This is a genomic window from Rubellimicrobium arenae (assembly GCF_017916275.1).
GTDB classification, from domain to species: domain Bacteria; phylum Pseudomonadota; class Alphaproteobacteria; order Rhodobacterales; family Rhodobacteraceae; genus Rubellimicrobium; species Rubellimicrobium arenae.
Map to the genome: position 1 here is coordinate 46,904 of NZ_JAFMST010000014.1, position 12,747 is coordinate 59,650.

13 protein-coding genes are annotated in these 12,747 nt (G+C 70.8%); 5 read left to right on the plus strand and 8 right to left on the minus strand.

The window, feature by feature from the left end:
* The first annotated feature begins 10 nt into the window (after positions 1-10).
* A complete protein-coding gene (locus J3P31_RS18715; protein ID WP_210530041.1) occupies positions 11-1,441 on the plus strand; it encodes a S41 family peptidase in 1,431 nt (476 codons plus the stop codon).
* A complete protein-coding gene (locus tag J3P31_RS18720; RefSeq protein WP_210530042.1) occupies positions 1,441-1,917 on the plus strand; it encodes an RNA pyrophosphohydrolase in 477 nt (158 codons plus the stop codon). The genes J3P31_RS18715 and J3P31_RS18720 overlap by 1 nt, the downstream gene beginning before the upstream one ends.
* A gap of 45 nt (positions 1,918-1,962) precedes the next feature.
* On the opposite strand, the gene J3P31_RS18725 is transcribed toward J3P31_RS18720, so the two are convergent.
* Positions 1,963-3,192, minus strand: a complete 1,230-nt coding sequence (locus J3P31_RS18725) for a lytic murein transglycosylase (RefSeq protein ID WP_210530043.1) — start codon at positions 3,190-3,192, stop codon at positions 1,963-1,965.
* A gap of 153 nt (positions 3,193-3,345) precedes the next feature.
* On the opposite strand from J3P31_RS18725, the gene J3P31_RS18730 reads away from it, so the two are divergent.
* On the plus strand, positions 3,346-3,684 hold the full coding sequence (locus tag J3P31_RS18730) for a hypothetical protein (protein ID WP_210530044.1): 339 nt from the start codon (positions 3,346-3,348) through the stop codon (positions 3,682-3,684).
* Positions 3,685-3,688: 4 nt separating this feature from the next.
* Here the strand turns inward: J3P31_RS18730 and rnr are convergent, their stop codons facing one another.
* From rnr to J3P31_RS18755, 5 genes are all read right to left on the minus strand, one after another.
* Positions 3,689-5,959 (minus strand): ribonuclease R, encoded by a 2,271-nt coding sequence (rnr, locus tag J3P31_RS18735; RefSeq protein ID WP_210530045.1) that lies wholly within the window; start codon positions 5,957-5,959, stop codon positions 3,689-3,691.
* Positions 5,960-6,003: 44 nt separating this feature from the next.
* Positions 6,004-6,423 carry a GNAT family N-acetyltransferase gene (locus tag J3P31_RS18740; RefSeq protein ID WP_210530046.1) on the minus strand — a complete coding sequence of 140 codons (420 nt, stop codon included), beginning with the start codon at positions 6,421-6,423 and terminating at the stop codon, positions 6,004-6,006.
* Positions 6,420-7,559, minus strand: coding sequence for a succinyl-diaminopimelate desuccinylase (dapE, locus tag J3P31_RS18745; RefSeq protein WP_210530047.1), 1,140 nt, complete (start codon positions 7,557-7,559; stop codon positions 6,420-6,422). The genes J3P31_RS18740 and dapE overlap by 4 nt, the downstream gene beginning before the upstream one ends.
* A 60-nt stretch (positions 7,560-7,619) precedes the next feature.
* Positions 7,620-7,961, minus strand: a complete 342-nt coding sequence (locus tag J3P31_RS18750; protein ID WP_210530048.1) for a DUF8846 family protein — start codon at positions 7,959-7,961, stop codon at positions 7,620-7,622.
* Positions 7,962-8,157: 196 nt separating this feature from the next.
* Positions 8,158-9,513 (minus strand): glutamate--cysteine ligase, encoded by a 1,356-nt coding sequence (locus J3P31_RS18755; RefSeq protein ID WP_210530049.1) that lies wholly within the window; start codon positions 9,511-9,513, stop codon positions 8,158-8,160.
* 162 nt (positions 9,514-9,675) lie between these two features.
* Between J3P31_RS18755 and J3P31_RS18760 the strand changes: the two genes are divergently transcribed.
* Entirely contained in the window at positions 9,676-10,176 is a 501-nt protein-coding gene (locus J3P31_RS18760) for a hypothetical protein (RefSeq protein WP_210530050.1), read from the plus strand.
* Here the strand turns inward: J3P31_RS18760 and J3P31_RS18765 are convergent.
* Together J3P31_RS18765 and J3P31_RS18770 are read right to left on the minus strand one after the other, a co-directional pair.
* On the minus strand, positions 10,173-10,655 hold the full coding sequence (locus J3P31_RS18765; RefSeq protein WP_368373116.1) for a hypothetical protein: 483 nt from the start codon (positions 10,653-10,655) through the stop codon (positions 10,173-10,175). The two genes, J3P31_RS18760 and J3P31_RS18765, sit on opposite strands and share 4 nt — an antisense overlap.
* Positions 10,656-10,943: 288 nt before the next feature.
* Positions 10,944-11,666, minus strand: coding sequence for a 16S rRNA (uracil(1498)-N(3))-methyltransferase (locus J3P31_RS18770; protein WP_210530051.1), 723 nt, complete (start codon positions 11,664-11,666; stop codon positions 10,944-10,946).
* 11 nt (positions 11,667-11,677) lie between these two features.
* Here J3P31_RS18770 and ubiA point away from each other — a divergent pair, with 11 nt between their 5' ends.
* Positions 11,678-12,643 carry a 4-hydroxybenzoate octaprenyltransferase gene (ubiA, locus tag J3P31_RS18775; protein WP_210530052.1) on the plus strand — a complete coding sequence of 322 codons (966 nt, stop codon included), beginning with the start codon at positions 11,678-11,680 and terminating at the stop codon, positions 12,641-12,643.
* Positions 12,644-12,747 lie beyond the last annotated feature (104 nt).

Consider the following 12,747-nt stretch of genomic DNA (forward strand, 5'->3'; position numbering starts at 1 on the left):
GAGGGCTCCGATGAAGAAACTGGCGTTCGCCGCCATGGGTGGGGCCGCCCTGGGCCTCGTGGTCTCGACGCAGGTGGCCGGGCCCCTCCTGGCCCAGGAGGCCGGGAGCCGCGACAGCAGCGTGTACCAGCAGCTCGACCTTTTCGGCGACATCTTCGAACGGATTCGCGCCGACTATGTCGAGGAGGTCGATGAGCAGAAGCTGATCGAGGCCGCGATCAACGGGATGCTCACCTCGCTCGACCCGCATTCGAGCTACCTGAGCCCCGACGACGCCGAGAAGATGCGCGTCCAGACCCGCGGAGAGTTCGGCGGCCTAGGCATCGAGGTCACGCAGGAGGAAGGCTGGGTCAAGGTCGTCTCGCCCATGGATGGGACCCCGGCGGATCTGGCGGGCCTGGAGACCGGGGACTTCATCACCGCCGTCAACGGCGAGAGCCTGATGGGCCTGACCCTCGACGAGGCGGTCGAGATGATGCGCGGCCCCGTCGGCTCGGAGATCAAGCTCACCATCGTCCGCGAAGGCGAGGAGCAGCCCTTCGACGTCTCGATCGTCCGCGACACCATCAAGCTGCAGGCCGTGCGCGCCCGGACCGAAGGGGACACCGTGGTGCTGCGGGTCACGACCTTCAACGACCAGACCTTCCCGAACCTGACCGACGGCCTCAAGGCGCAGATCGACGCCGCAGGCGGGATGGATCACGTCAACGGCATCGTGCTCGACCTCCGGAACAACCCGGGCGGGTTGCTGGACCAGGCGATCTATGTGGCGGACGCCTTCCTTGATGCCGGGGAGATCGTGTCGACGCGCGGCCGCCACGCCGAGGACGGGCAGCGCTTCAACGCCACGCCCGGTGACCTGATCTCGGGCAAGCCGATGGTCGTCCTCGTGAACGGCGGATCGGCCTCGGCCTCCGAGATCGTGGCGGGCGCGCTCCAGGACCACCGCCGCGCGGTGGTCGTGGGAACGCAGAGCTTCGGCAAGGGCTCGGTGCAGACGGTCATGCCGCTGGCCGGGGATGGCGCGATGCGCCTGACCACGGCGCGCTACTACACGCCGTCGGGCCGGTCGATCCAGGCGTTGGGCATCTCGCCCGACATCATCGTGGACCAGCCTCCGGCGCCCGAGCCGGCCGCCGATGCGACCGACCCCGGCGAGGATACCTCGGCCGCGCCGCGCGAGATCCACGAAGGCGACCTGCGGGGCGCTCTGAACAACGACTGGCTCACCGACGAGGAGAAGTCGCAGATCGAGCAGGATCAGGCCCGGGCGGAAGCCGCGGCCAAGCTCCGCGAGGAGGACTACCAGCTCGCCTACGCGATCGACATCCTCAAGGGGCTTTCGGCCCTGGGCCCCGATGCGCCGGTCCCGACGCAGGCCGCGCAGGCCGCGCCTGCCGCCGATGCGCCCGCTCAGGCGCCGGCCACCGCCGAGCCGTGATGCCCGACCTGCCCGAGGGATACCGGCCCTGCGTCGGCATCATCCTGGTGAATCCGGCGGGGCAGGTCTTCGCCGGACGTCGGAACGACCGTCCCGCCGAGGATCCCGCGGCCTGGCAGATGCCTCAGGGCGGCGTGGACAGGGGCGAGGACCTGACCACCGCCGCCCTGCGGGAGCTGGAGGAGGAGACCGGCATTCCCTCCTCCCTCGTCCGGGTGGAGGCGGTCGGTCCCGCCGCCATCGCCTACGACATCCCCGAGGAGCTGCGCCCGGCGCACTGGCGCGGCCGGTGGCGCGGGCAGGCGATCACCTGGGTGCTCATGCGGTATCTGGGCACGAATGCCGAGGTGGGCATCGCCACCGCGCATCCGGAGTTCGAGGACTGGCGATGGGACGACGCGGCCCGGCTGGCCGAGCACATCGTCCCCTTCAAGCGCGAGGCGTACAAGGCCGCCCACGCCCTGCTGAACGGCTGAGGCTGGCGAACCGCAAAGCCCGCCAGCGCCGTTCCGATCCCTGCCCTACCGCAGCGCGGCCAGCACGGACGGCGCCGCGAATCCCGTGGGCGGCAACCCCCGCGAGGCCTGGAAGTCGCGGATCGCCTGGATCGTGCGGGGCCCGATGCTCCCGTCGGTGCCGCCGGTGTCGTAGCCCAGCGCGGTCAGCCGCTGCTGGAGCGCCACCCGCTCGGGCTGGGTGAGCGGCCGCTCGCTCGAGAAGATGCCCTGCAGGGGCGGACGGCCCTTGAGGCGGTCGCCGAGGTGCCCGACCCCGATCGCGTAGCTGTCGGCGTTGTTGTAGCGCTTGATGACATCGAAGTTGCGGTAGGTCAGGAACACCGCGCCCGCGGCCCCTTCGGGGCGGAGCAGCGTCGCGGACCCGAAGTCGGGGGGCGGGTTGCCGTTTACGTCCCGCACGCCCAGGGACGCCCATTCCGACGCCGACCGGGTGCCGCCGCCCACGCCCTCGGGCACGAGGACCTGCACGCCCCAGGGTTCCCCGAACCGCCACCCATGGCCCGACAGGTAGGCCGCCGTCGAGGCCAGCGCATCCGACGGATCCTCGCCCCAGATGTCGCGCCGCCCGTCGCCGGTGAAGTCCACGGCATAGGCCTCAAAGGAGGTCGGGATGAACTGGGTATGCCCCATCGCCCCCGCCCAGGAGCCCTTCATGGCCTGGGGGGTCGTGTCCCCGGCCGCCAGGATCCGCAGCGCGGAGATCAGCTGGCTTTCGAAGAACTGGGCGCGCCGCCCTTCGAAGGCCAGGGTCGAGAGCGCCGAGACCACGGGCACGTCGCCCTTGCGGGTGCCATAGGAGGACTCCATGCCCCAGATCGCCGCGACCACCTCCCGATCGACGCCGTAGGTCGCTTCGATCCGCGCAAGCTGGTCGCCATGCGACCGCAGCGCAGCCTGCCCGTTCTCCACGCGGCTGTCGGACACGGCGCTGAGCAGGTAATCCTGCAGCGTGCGCGAGAACTCGGCTTGGTTGCGGTCCCGTTCGATCACCTGGGGGATGAAGCCCGCTTGGGCGAACGCGGCCTGAAGCGTAGCGTCGGGGATGCCCGCCGCCTGCGCACGGGGCAGGAAGGACGCCACCCAGGCGTCGTAGGCCGGATTCGGCACCGTCACGAAAGCGTTCACGTTCTGCTGCGTCCCCATCTGTGCGCCGGGGCGCACGCCCATCCCGCAGGAAGCCACGCCAAGGATCATCGCCCCCGACAGAAGGATTCGAGCCAAGCCCTGTCGCATACTGCCCTCTTGCCCACCGTTTGTTGTTACCTCCGAACCTAGCCCGCCCGACACTCGCGCGGAAGGCGAAACCGCCGTCCGGGAGGCGAAAACGGCGGGGCCGGGAACGAAGCGCGCCATGGGCCGTTCCCCGCCAAAGCCACAGGAGGCCCCATGGCCCGCATCGACATGACACCCCCCGCCACCGTTGCCCGCGAGGCGGCAAAGGGCCTCAAGCTTCACGAGACCTTCAACCGCGGCGGCACGGAGGTCGGCTGGGCCCGCGCCCGTCAGCTTCGCGACCGCAAGGAGCTGAGCCGTGACGACGTGGTCGCCATGGCAAGCTACTTTGCCCGGCATGAGGTCGACAAGCGCGGCCATGACTGGGGCAACGAGGAAAACCCCTCGGCCGGCTACATCGCCTGGCTGCTCTGGGGGGGCGAACCGGGGCGGGACTGGGCCGAGACGACCAAGGCCCGCCTGCAGGAGGCCGAGGGGAAGGAGAAGGACTGAGCCCTCATTTCCGTCGCCGGCTGACCTTCCTTTCCTTGGCCGCGCGCGCCTTTTCCTGCCCGAGCTTGCGGCGCGGCGGCGCCCCCCGCCGGCTGCCGCCACGACGCCGGGGCAGAGGATGATCCTCGAGGGTCAGCAGTTCCAGAAGGATGCCGCCGGTCGCCGGGGCGACCTCGGCCAGCTTCACGGTCACGCGGCTTCCCAGCGCAAAGACCACGCCGGAACTGCCGCCCGTCAGGGTGCCTTCACGGGCGTCGTAGTGGAAGTATTCCTCCCCCAGCGATCGCACGGGCACCAGGCCGTCGGCCCCGGACTCGTCCAGCTTCACGAAAAGCCCGAACTTCGCCACGCCCGAGATGCGCCCCCCGAACTCCACCCCGACCCGGTCGGCGAGGAAGGCCGCGAGGTAGCGGTCCTGGGTGTCGCGCTCGGCCATCATGGAGCGGCGTTCGGCCTGGGAGATGAGCTCCCCCGTTTCGTCGATGCGGTCGATGTCCGAGTCCGACAATCCATCCGCCGCCGGGTCCGGCCCCCAGCGATGTGCCGAGATCAGCGCCCGATGGACGATCAGGTCGGCGTAGCGCCGGATCGGCGAGGTGAAATGCGCGTAGTTGCGCAAAGCCAGGCCGAAATGCCCGAAGTTCTGGGCCGCATAGTAGGCCTGCGGCAGCGACCGCAACGTCGCCATGTTGATGAGCTCGGCCTGATCCGTTCCCGCCGCCTGCGCGAGAAGCCGGTTCAGGTGCCGCGTCTGAAGCACCTGCCCCTTGGCCAGCGTCAGGCCCGAAGCCTCCACCGTCTCGCGGAGCGACTCGAGCTTCAGCGGGTCGGGCTCCTCATGGACGCGGAACAGCAGCGGCGTGCGCTTGGCGATCAGGGTTTCGGCGGCGGCGACGTTGGCCAGCACCATGAACTCCTCGATCAGCCGATGGGCGTCGAGCCGGTCCTTGAAGGCGACCGAGGTGACCTTGCCGCTCTCGTCCAGCACGATCCGCCGTTCGGGCAGGTCGAGATCGAGCGGGGCACGCATGTCGCGGGCGCGCCGCAGCGCCTCGTAGGCGCCGTAGAGCGGTTTCAGCACGGACTCCAGCAGCGGCTCGGTCCTGTCGTCCGGCTGGCCGTCGATGGCCGCCTGCACCCGCCCGTACTCGAGCGAGGCGCGCGACCGCATGAGCCCGCGCGTGAAGCTGTGGTCGAGCTTGCGCCCTTCCCGGTCGATCCGCATCCGGACGGCGATCACCGCGCGGTCCACGTTCTCGTGGAGCGAGCACAGGTCGCCCGACAGCCGATCCGGCAGCATCGGCACCACCCGGTCCGGGAAATAGGTCGAGTTGCCCCGCAGCCGCGCCTCGGTGTCGAGCGCGCTCTGCGGGCGGACATAGTAGGCCACGTCCGCGATGGCGACCCAAAGGACGAACCCCCCTTCGTTTCCCGGCGTGTCGTCCGGGATCGCCAGCACGGCGTCGTCCCGGTCGCGTGCGTCCTCGGGGTCGATGGTGACCAGGGGGATCTCGCGCAGGTCCTCGCGCCCGTCCAGGCCTGCGGGCTCGGCCGCCTCGGCCTCGTCCAGCACCTTTTCGGGAAAGACGTCCGGGATGCCGTGCTGGTGGATCGCGATCAGCGACACCGCGCGCGGGCCGGCAGGGTCGCCCAGGACCTCGGTCACGCGCGCCTTGGGCAGCCCGAGCCGACCCTTGGGTCCGACCTGCTCGGCCTCGACCAGCTCGCCGTCGCGGGCGCCGTTGTCATTGCCGGGGCCGACGACCCACTGCTTGGCTTCGCCCTTGTCGATGGGCAGGATGCGGCCGCCCTGACTGTCCTTGCGGAAGATGCCCAGCACGCGCGCGGGCGCCGCAGCGATGCGGCGGATCGGCCGGGCGGCATAGGGCTGATCCTCGCCCGGGGTTTCGTCGATCTTCGCCAGGAGCCGGTCGCGCGGGCCGATGTCCCGATCGATCTCCCGCAGCTGCACCCGGATCGCCGGAGGCGGCCCGTCGCCGCGCCAGTCGACGGGCCGCGCGAGCAGGTCGCCCTGCGCATCGGGACCCGTGATCTCGATCACCGTGACCGGAGGCATCCCGCCGCCCTCGTGGCGGTCGCGCCGGCGCGTCTTGCCGGGAAGGTCGCCCTCCGCCTCCATGTCCTTGAGAAGCGCCTTGAAGTCGATCTTCGCCGCGCCGCGTATGCCGAAGGCCCGTGCGATGTCTCGCTTGGTCGCTTCGGGATTGTCCTCGATCCATTGGAGGATCGCGTCCTTGGTGGGAAACTCTGCCATGGCGCAGAGCTAGCGCGCCTCGGCCGCCACGTCACGGGCGCTTTTCAGAGTGTTCGCACCATATCGCGATGGGGTATCCCCGCATCGTCGTAGACCGGCCCCTCGGCCACGAAGCCCAGGCGCTCGTAGAACGGGATGGCGTGCGTCTGGGATCCGAGCTTGGCCCTGGCCAGGCCCAGCGCCCCCAATTCCTCGACGGCCGCGCGGATCAGCGCCGCGCCCAGCCCGAGCCCCCGCGCCTCGGGCAGGACGCAGACACGCCCGATCTTGCCCGTGTCGCCCTTGACGAGCAGCCGCGCGGTCCCGAGCGGATGGCCATCCCCCCACGCCAGGAGGTGGATCGCGTCGGGATCGAGTCCATCCACCTCCAGGTCCTCGGGAACGGCCTGCTCCTCGATGAAGACCGTCCGCCGCAGCCGCTGGCAGGTCTCCAGGTCCGTCGTCCGGGTGACCTCGATCCTCATGCGAAGTAGTCCTCCAGGATGCGTCCATAGATGCGGGCCAAGCCACCGACCTGCGCCGCCTCGACCCGTTCATCCACCTGGTGCATCGTCGGCCCGACAAGGCCAAGCTCCACCACCGGGCAGATGCGCTTGATGAAGCGCGCGTCCGAGGTGCCGCCCGTGGTGGACAGGACGGGCGCCCGACCCGTCTCGGCCTGGACGGCCCGCGACACCAGATCCGACAAGGCCCCGGGCGGCGTCAGGAACGCCTCGCCCGAGACGCGGACCGCAAGAGCGATCTCGACCCCGAACGCGTCGGCGACCTCGCGCGACACCTCGCGAAGCCAGGCCTCCAGCGACGCACCGGTGTGCCGGTCGTTGAAGCGGATGTTGAGAGTGGCCCGGGTCTCGGCGGGAATGACGTTCGAGGCCGTGTTCCCCGTGTCCATCGTCACCACGGCCAGCGTGGACGTGCCGAAATGATCCGTGCCGTCGTCCAGGCGTTCGGACGACAGCCGGTCCACGAGCCGGGCCAGCGCCGGGATGGGGTTTCGCGCCCGTTCCGGGTAGGCGGAATGGCCCTGCCTCCCGGTCACCGTGACATGCGCCGTCAACGACCCGCGGCGCCCGATCTTCATCGTGTCGCCCAGGGCTTCGACGGAGGTCGGCTCCCCCACCAGGCAGACCGACATCACCTCGCCCTCGGTTGCCATCCAGTCAAGAAGGGCGACCGTGCCGTCGGTGGCGTCCCCTTCCTCGTCGCCGGTGATGGTGACCACGATGGCCCCATCCGCCGGCAGCCGCGGCGCGACCTCGACCGCGGCGGCGACGAAGGCCGCAACCCCGGACTTCATGTCGGCGGCCCCCCGGCCCCAGAGCATCCCGTCACGGATCTCACCTGCGAAGGGGTCCATGCTCCAGCGCGCCACATCCCCCGGGGGCACCACGTCCGTGTGCCCGTTGAAGCCGAAGCTCCGCACGGCGCCCTTGAGTCCGATCCGGGCGAACAGGTTCGGGATGCCATTCCGGTCCACCCGAACGCAGTCGAAGCCGGCCTGCGCCAGCACGCGTTCCAGCAGGACCAGCGCTCCGCCCTCCACAGGCGTTACGGACGGGCAGCGGATCAGGTCGGCGGCGAGCGTCAGGGCGTCGGGCATGGGGTCCTCCGGGCAGCCCGGGCACCTAAGCCGCAGGCCCGCAGCCATGCAAGGCGTGGCCTATTCGTTGCTGTAGAAGGGCGTCATCTGTGCGACGATCACGGCGTTCTCGGCCAGGGCGCGATCCATCAGCTCGCGCTCCTCGGCGTCGATGTCGTGCCCCTCGGCCAGCCGCTCCTCCAGCGTCCCGTAGCCCGACACGTCAAGCGGCGCGAGCCCGGCCTCCTTGAGCACGGCCACGGTTTCACGAACCGCCTCGGCCTCGTCGATTCCCGAGGCATAGCAGAGCAGCGCCCCGCCGGTGGCCCCGTCGGGAAGGCCGTCGTCCTCCTTACGGCCGACCTCCACGAGAAGGGTAAAGACCCGCTGGGGTCGCTTTTCGCGCTTTTCCTCGTCGGCCATGGTCAGAGCCGCCCTCCTGCCCGCTCCAGTGCCCCTGCGGCACGTTCGATGTTATGGTGGATGACCGGGCCAAGGTACAGAAGCCGGCCATGGTGACGCCACCTCGGGCGCCTCCCGAGCCTCTGCCCTGGGTGCGCCCCGGGTCAGACCGCGTGTCCCGGCCCTGGCCCTAGCCAGAGGACGGGTCGGGCCAGCGCTAGAGGCGGCAGGCCTCGTAGACCCGGGACAGGTCGCCCGCCCAGGGCCCCTCGTAGGCGGCCAGGAGGTCATCCGCCACGACGCGGCCGGACCCGACCGAGTCCCAGAGGGGCGCAAGGAACACCCTCTCGTCAGGGAGGCCCTGGGCCGCGCGGGCTTTCAGCCCTTCGTCCGCGATCCCCAGCGCCGCGCGCGAAAGGTCCAGGAGACGCAGGCCGCCAGCCTCGCCCTGCAGGGCGCGTTCGGAGGCGGCGACGCGCAGGCCCTCGCGGGTCTCCGCGTCCAGGTCCTTCACCAGATCCCAGGCCGCGTCCAGCGCCCCGCCGTCATAGATCAGCCCGGCCCAGAAGGCCGGGAGGGCCAGCATATGCGCGCGGTCGCCGACATCGGCGCCCCGCATCTCGATGAACTGCTTGACGCGCGCCTCGGGAAAGACCGTGGTCAGGTGATCGGCCCAGTCCGACAGGGTCGGGACCTCGCCCGGCAAGGCCGGCAGCTCGCCCCTGACGAAGTCGCGGAAGGACTGCCCCAGCGCGTCGATGTAGGCGCCGTCCCGATAGACGAAGTACATCGGCACATCGAGCACCCAGTCGACATACCTCTCGAAGCCCATCCCGTCCTCGAAGGCAAAGGGCAGCATCCCCGTCCGGGCGTCGTCCAGGCCGCGCCAGATGCGCGCGCGCCAGCTCCGGTGGCCGTTCGGCCGCCCCTCGAAGAAGGGCGAGGAGGCGAAGAGCGCCGTCGCGACAGGCTGGAGCGCGAGCGCCACCCGAAGCTTCTTGACCATGTCCGCCTCGGACCCGAAGTCGAGGTTCGCCTGCACGGTGCAGGTGCGGTACATCATCTGGGTCCCATGGGTGCCCACGCGGCCCATGTAGTCCGTCATCAGCTTGTAGCGGCCCTTGGGCATCACCGGCATCTGCCCGTGCGTCCAGACCGGCGCCGCGCCGATTCCCATGAAGGCCACGCCCAGAGGCTCCGCGACGTCCCGGACCTCCTCGAGGTGGGCGTCGAGCTCGGCCGCGGTGTCGTGCACATGCACAAGCGGCGCGCCCGACAGCTCGAGCTGCCCTCCGGGCTCAAGCGAGACGTTGGCGCCTCCCTTCTTGAGGCCGATCACCGCAGCCCCTTCCCGGACAGGCTCCCACCCCTTGGCCGCCAGGCCGTCCAGCACCGCGCGCACGGACCGCGGGCCGTCGTAGGGCAAGGGCTCCAGGGTATCGGTCAGGAATCCGAACTTCTCGTGCTCGGTGCCGATGCGCCAGGCGTCGGCGGGCTTGCACCCCTTCTCCAGGTACTCGGCCAGCTGTTCCGGCCGCTCGATGGGGCCGCCGCCGGACTGGGGAATGGACATGTAGGCCCTCGCTCTCAGTGCGGGCAGAGAGGTGACGCGCGGCACGGGCGAAGTCAATCCGATCCCCTTGGGGCAAACTCTCTCCATCCGCAGGGGAAAGTGTTTGCAGGACAGCAGATCCAGTCCACACTGCCGCGGCCGACACCTGCGCGAGGTTCCTGGATGACGTCGCTTCCGCCCTTGGTCACCTCCCTCGCCGAAGCGCGGGACGCCGTCCTGGCGTTCGAGCGCGAGGTGCGCCGCTCCCCGGACCTGGCCTCCCGGCTGGCCTATTCGCGGGCGTGGATCGCCCTCAAGTCCGAAGGGGAATGGCGCTACGCCTTCGCCCGTTGGGCCGGGTTCCGGGGGCTCGACGCCGCGACCTATCTGTCGGTGAGCGAGCAGCTCGACGGAAGGCGCTCCGATGCGGTGCTGTCGGCCTGGTTCGCCCCCGTCGCCGATCCACGGCGGCACGACAAGCACATGCGCCGCCTGCGCGAGATGTTCCTGCGCCACGCCCAGGGTCAGGCCCCGAACGCCCGCACCCGATTCCTCGAGGTGGCCGTGGTCGAGGGCGGCGGCGAAAAGGAGCAGGAGAAGCAGCTCGTGGACCTGCTCGAAGCGGTCTACCGCAATCTGTCGGTCCCTGCGCAGGCGGCCTTTCGCCGGCGGATCGGAAGCTAGTGAGGCCGCCGGGCTCCGGGCCGGGGCAAGGCGACCACGTTCGACGCCCGCCACAAGGTCACCGGCGGGCCGCCTTGGCGTGCGAGGGCGGCCAGCATGGCCTCCGTCCTCAGCCCGGGCAGGGCAGCGAACAGGTCGAACAGCGCCTCGGCGCCCTGGGCGTTCACCGGAACGGCCAGGAGCTGACCGGACAGGGACGTCAGCTGCCAATGCGCGGGACGGCCCCCGGGATCGAGGTCGAGCCGGGCCAGGTTATCCAGATCGATGACCCCGCCTGTCAGCGGCCCCCAGTAGATGAGCCGCCGCTCGTCCACCTGCACGAGCCCCGGCCCGCCCGCCCCTCGCGCGAAGCGCCATCGCTGCGCCCCGGTCCAGGCCAAGCCAGCCCCCAGAAGTCCCAAGGCGACGGCAAGCCAGCGGGTGAGACCGTAGCTGCCCAGCCCGATCCACAACGCGATCGCCAGGATCGCCAGCCCCACCAGCAACTCGCGCGCCCGCCAGAGCGCCTCGCGGACCTCGGGACGGAGGGGGGACTCAGGCAGGGCGCACCTCCTGCGGAAACGGAGGGGCCAGGGCGATCCTCGCCCCGACCTTCGCGCGATGTCCGGTCACGCCCGGCGCGGCAGAGCGGGACATCGCCGAGCGCCGGCGCCGGATCTTCCGGTCGGGGGCGAACTCCATCCCGCACAAAGCCAGGGCGGGGGACGTTGAATCCGGGACTCGCTGTCGCGGGACGGCCGGAGCCCGGGGCCGGGCGGTCCCGATCCTCACCGCCAATCCCCTTCGACGCCCTGCCAGAGCGTCAGGGCCGCCACGGCCGCCGTATCGGCCCGCAGGATCCGAGGGCCAAGCCGGATGCTTCGCGCGAAGGGGAGTGCCCGCAGCCGGGCACGCTCGCTGTCCGAAAAGCCCCCCTCCGGGCCGATCAGGACCGCGCCGGGCCCGCCGGTCCGTTCCGGGACCGGAGCCGTCCCGTCCGCCAGCGTCTCGTCGCAGAACCAGAGCGTCCGGGCCGTGTCCCAGCCCGCCAGCACCTCGCTCAGGCGCGCCATCTCCTCGACCTCGGGAACGAAGACGTTGCCGCACTGTTCGGCCGCCTCGACGGCATGGGCGCGCAGGCGGTCGGCCCTGATGCGTTCGCTGTTGGTGAACTCGGTCTGCACGGGAAGGATGCGGCGGCAGCCCATCTCCGCAGCCTTTTCGACGATGAAGTCGGTCCGAGCCTTCTTGATGGGCGCGAAGAGCAGCCAAAGGTCGGGCGGCATCCGCATGGGCCGCGTCTGCGCACGGGCGGTCAGCCGGCCGCCACGCTTGCCGGCCTCGGCCACCTCGGCTTCCCATTCGCCGTCCCTGCCGTTGAACACGGACAGCCGCGCCCCTGGCGCCAGGCGCATCACGCCAAAGAGATAGTGGGCCTGATCGGCGTCGAGCACCACGGGCTGCCCTTCGGCAAGAGGATGGTCTAGGAACAGGCGGACCTTGGACGGCATGGGACAAGACTATGAGCGGGACGCTTGAGACGCCAGAGGCCGGGGCCGTTCCTGACGCAGCCGCCGCCAATTGGGTGGATCTCCGCGCTCCGGCGGCGTGGCGGCCCTATCTCCGGCTGAGCCGTCTCGACCGGCCCATCGGGACCTGGCTCCTGCTGCTGCCCTGCTGGTGGGGACTTGGCCTGGCCCTGGTGGCGACCGGAGCGCGGCCCGGGTGGCACGACCTCTGGATCGCGCTGGCCTGCGCCGTGGGGGCCGTCCTCATGCGCGGGGCCGGCTGCACCTGGAACGACATCGCCGACCGGCGGATCGACGCGCAGGTGGCGCGGACCCGGGCGCGGCCCCTGCCGTCAGGGCAGGTCACCGTCCGCAAGGCGCTCCTGTGGCTGGCGGCGCAGGCAGGCATCTCCTTCCTGATCCTCCTCACCCTGCCAGCGGTCGCGATCGGGCTCGGCATCCTGAGCCTGCTGCCCGTCGCGCTGTATCCCTTCGCCAAGCGGGTGACCTGGTGGCCGCAGGCCGTGCTGGGCATCGCCTTCAACTGGGGGGCGCTGCTGGCTTATGCCGCCCATGCCGGCCGGGTCGACGCGCCGGCCATCCTCCTTTGGCTCGCCGGACTGGCCTGGACCCTGTTCTACGACACCATCTACGCGCATCAGGACGTCGAGGACGACGCCATCATCGGGGTGAAGTCGACGGCGCGACTCTTCGGGGACGCGACGCCGCGCTGGCTCCGGCGATTCCTGGTCGCGACCGTGGGGCTGATGGGGCTCGCGGCCGCGCTGGCCGGGATCCGCGGTTCGGGGCTCGCTCTCGTGCTGGCGCTGGCCGGCCCATGGGCGATGGGCTGGCACATGGCCTGGCAGCTCCGGCGCTTCGACCCCGAGGACGGGCGCGGGCTCCTGCGCCTGTTCCGGTCGAACCGCGATGCGGGGCTCCTGGCCGTGCTGGCCTTCGCGCTTGCGGCGCTGGCCTGAAGGCGCGGCTTTCCGCCGCCTCGCGGAGCCGTTGATTGTGGGCCGAGCGGACCGGGCCTAGAGAACCCGGGTTGCCCATCCGCCACACAGGCCGATAAATCCGC

What these genes read in the sequence shown, in the direction of transcription:
- J3P31_RS18715 (WP_210530041.1), top strand. Translation starts at nt 11, where the DNA reads ATGAAGAAACTGGCGTTCGCCGCCATGGGTGGGGCCGCCCTGGGCCTC.
- J3P31_RS18720 (WP_210530042.1), top strand. Translation starts at nt 1,441, where the DNA reads ATGCCCGACCTGCCCGAGGGATACCGGCCCTGCGTCGGCATCATCCTG.
- J3P31_RS18725 (WP_210530043.1), bottom strand. Translation starts at nt 3,192, where the DNA reads ATGCGACAGGGCTTGGCTCGAATCCTTCTGTCGGGGGCGATGATCCTT.
- J3P31_RS18730 (WP_210530044.1), top strand. Translation starts at nt 3,346, where the DNA reads ATGGCCCGCATCGACATGACACCCCCCGCCACCGTTGCCCGCGAGGCG.
- rnr (WP_210530045.1), bottom strand. Translation starts at nt 5,959, where the DNA reads ATGGCAGAGTTTCCCACCAAGGACGCGATCCTCCAATGGATCGAGGAC.
- J3P31_RS18740 (WP_210530046.1), bottom strand. Translation starts at nt 6,423, where the DNA reads ATGAGGATCGAGGTCACCCGGACGACGGACCTGGAGACCTGCCAGCGG.
- dapE (WP_210530047.1), bottom strand. Translation starts at nt 7,559, where the DNA reads ATGCCCGACGCCCTGACGCTCGCCGCCGACCTGATCCGCTGCCCGTCC.
- J3P31_RS18750 (WP_210530048.1), bottom strand. Translation starts at nt 7,961, where the DNA reads ATGGCCGACGAGGAAAAGCGCGAAAAGCGACCCCAGCGGGTCTTTACC.
- J3P31_RS18755 (WP_210530049.1), bottom strand. Translation starts at nt 9,513, where the DNA reads ATGTCCATTCCCCAGTCCGGCGGCGGCCCCATCGAGCGGCCGGAACAG.
- J3P31_RS18760 (WP_210530050.1), top strand. Translation starts at nt 9,676, where the DNA reads ATGACGTCGCTTCCGCCCTTGGTCACCTCCCTCGCCGAAGCGCGGGAC.
- J3P31_RS18770 (WP_210530051.1), bottom strand. Translation starts at nt 11,666, where the DNA reads ATGCCGTCCAAGGTCCGCCTGTTCCTAGACCATCCTCTTGCCGAAGGG.
- ubiA (WP_210530052.1), top strand. Translation starts at nt 11,678, where the DNA reads ATGAGCGGGACGCTTGAGACGCCAGAGGCCGGGGCCGTTCCTGACGCA.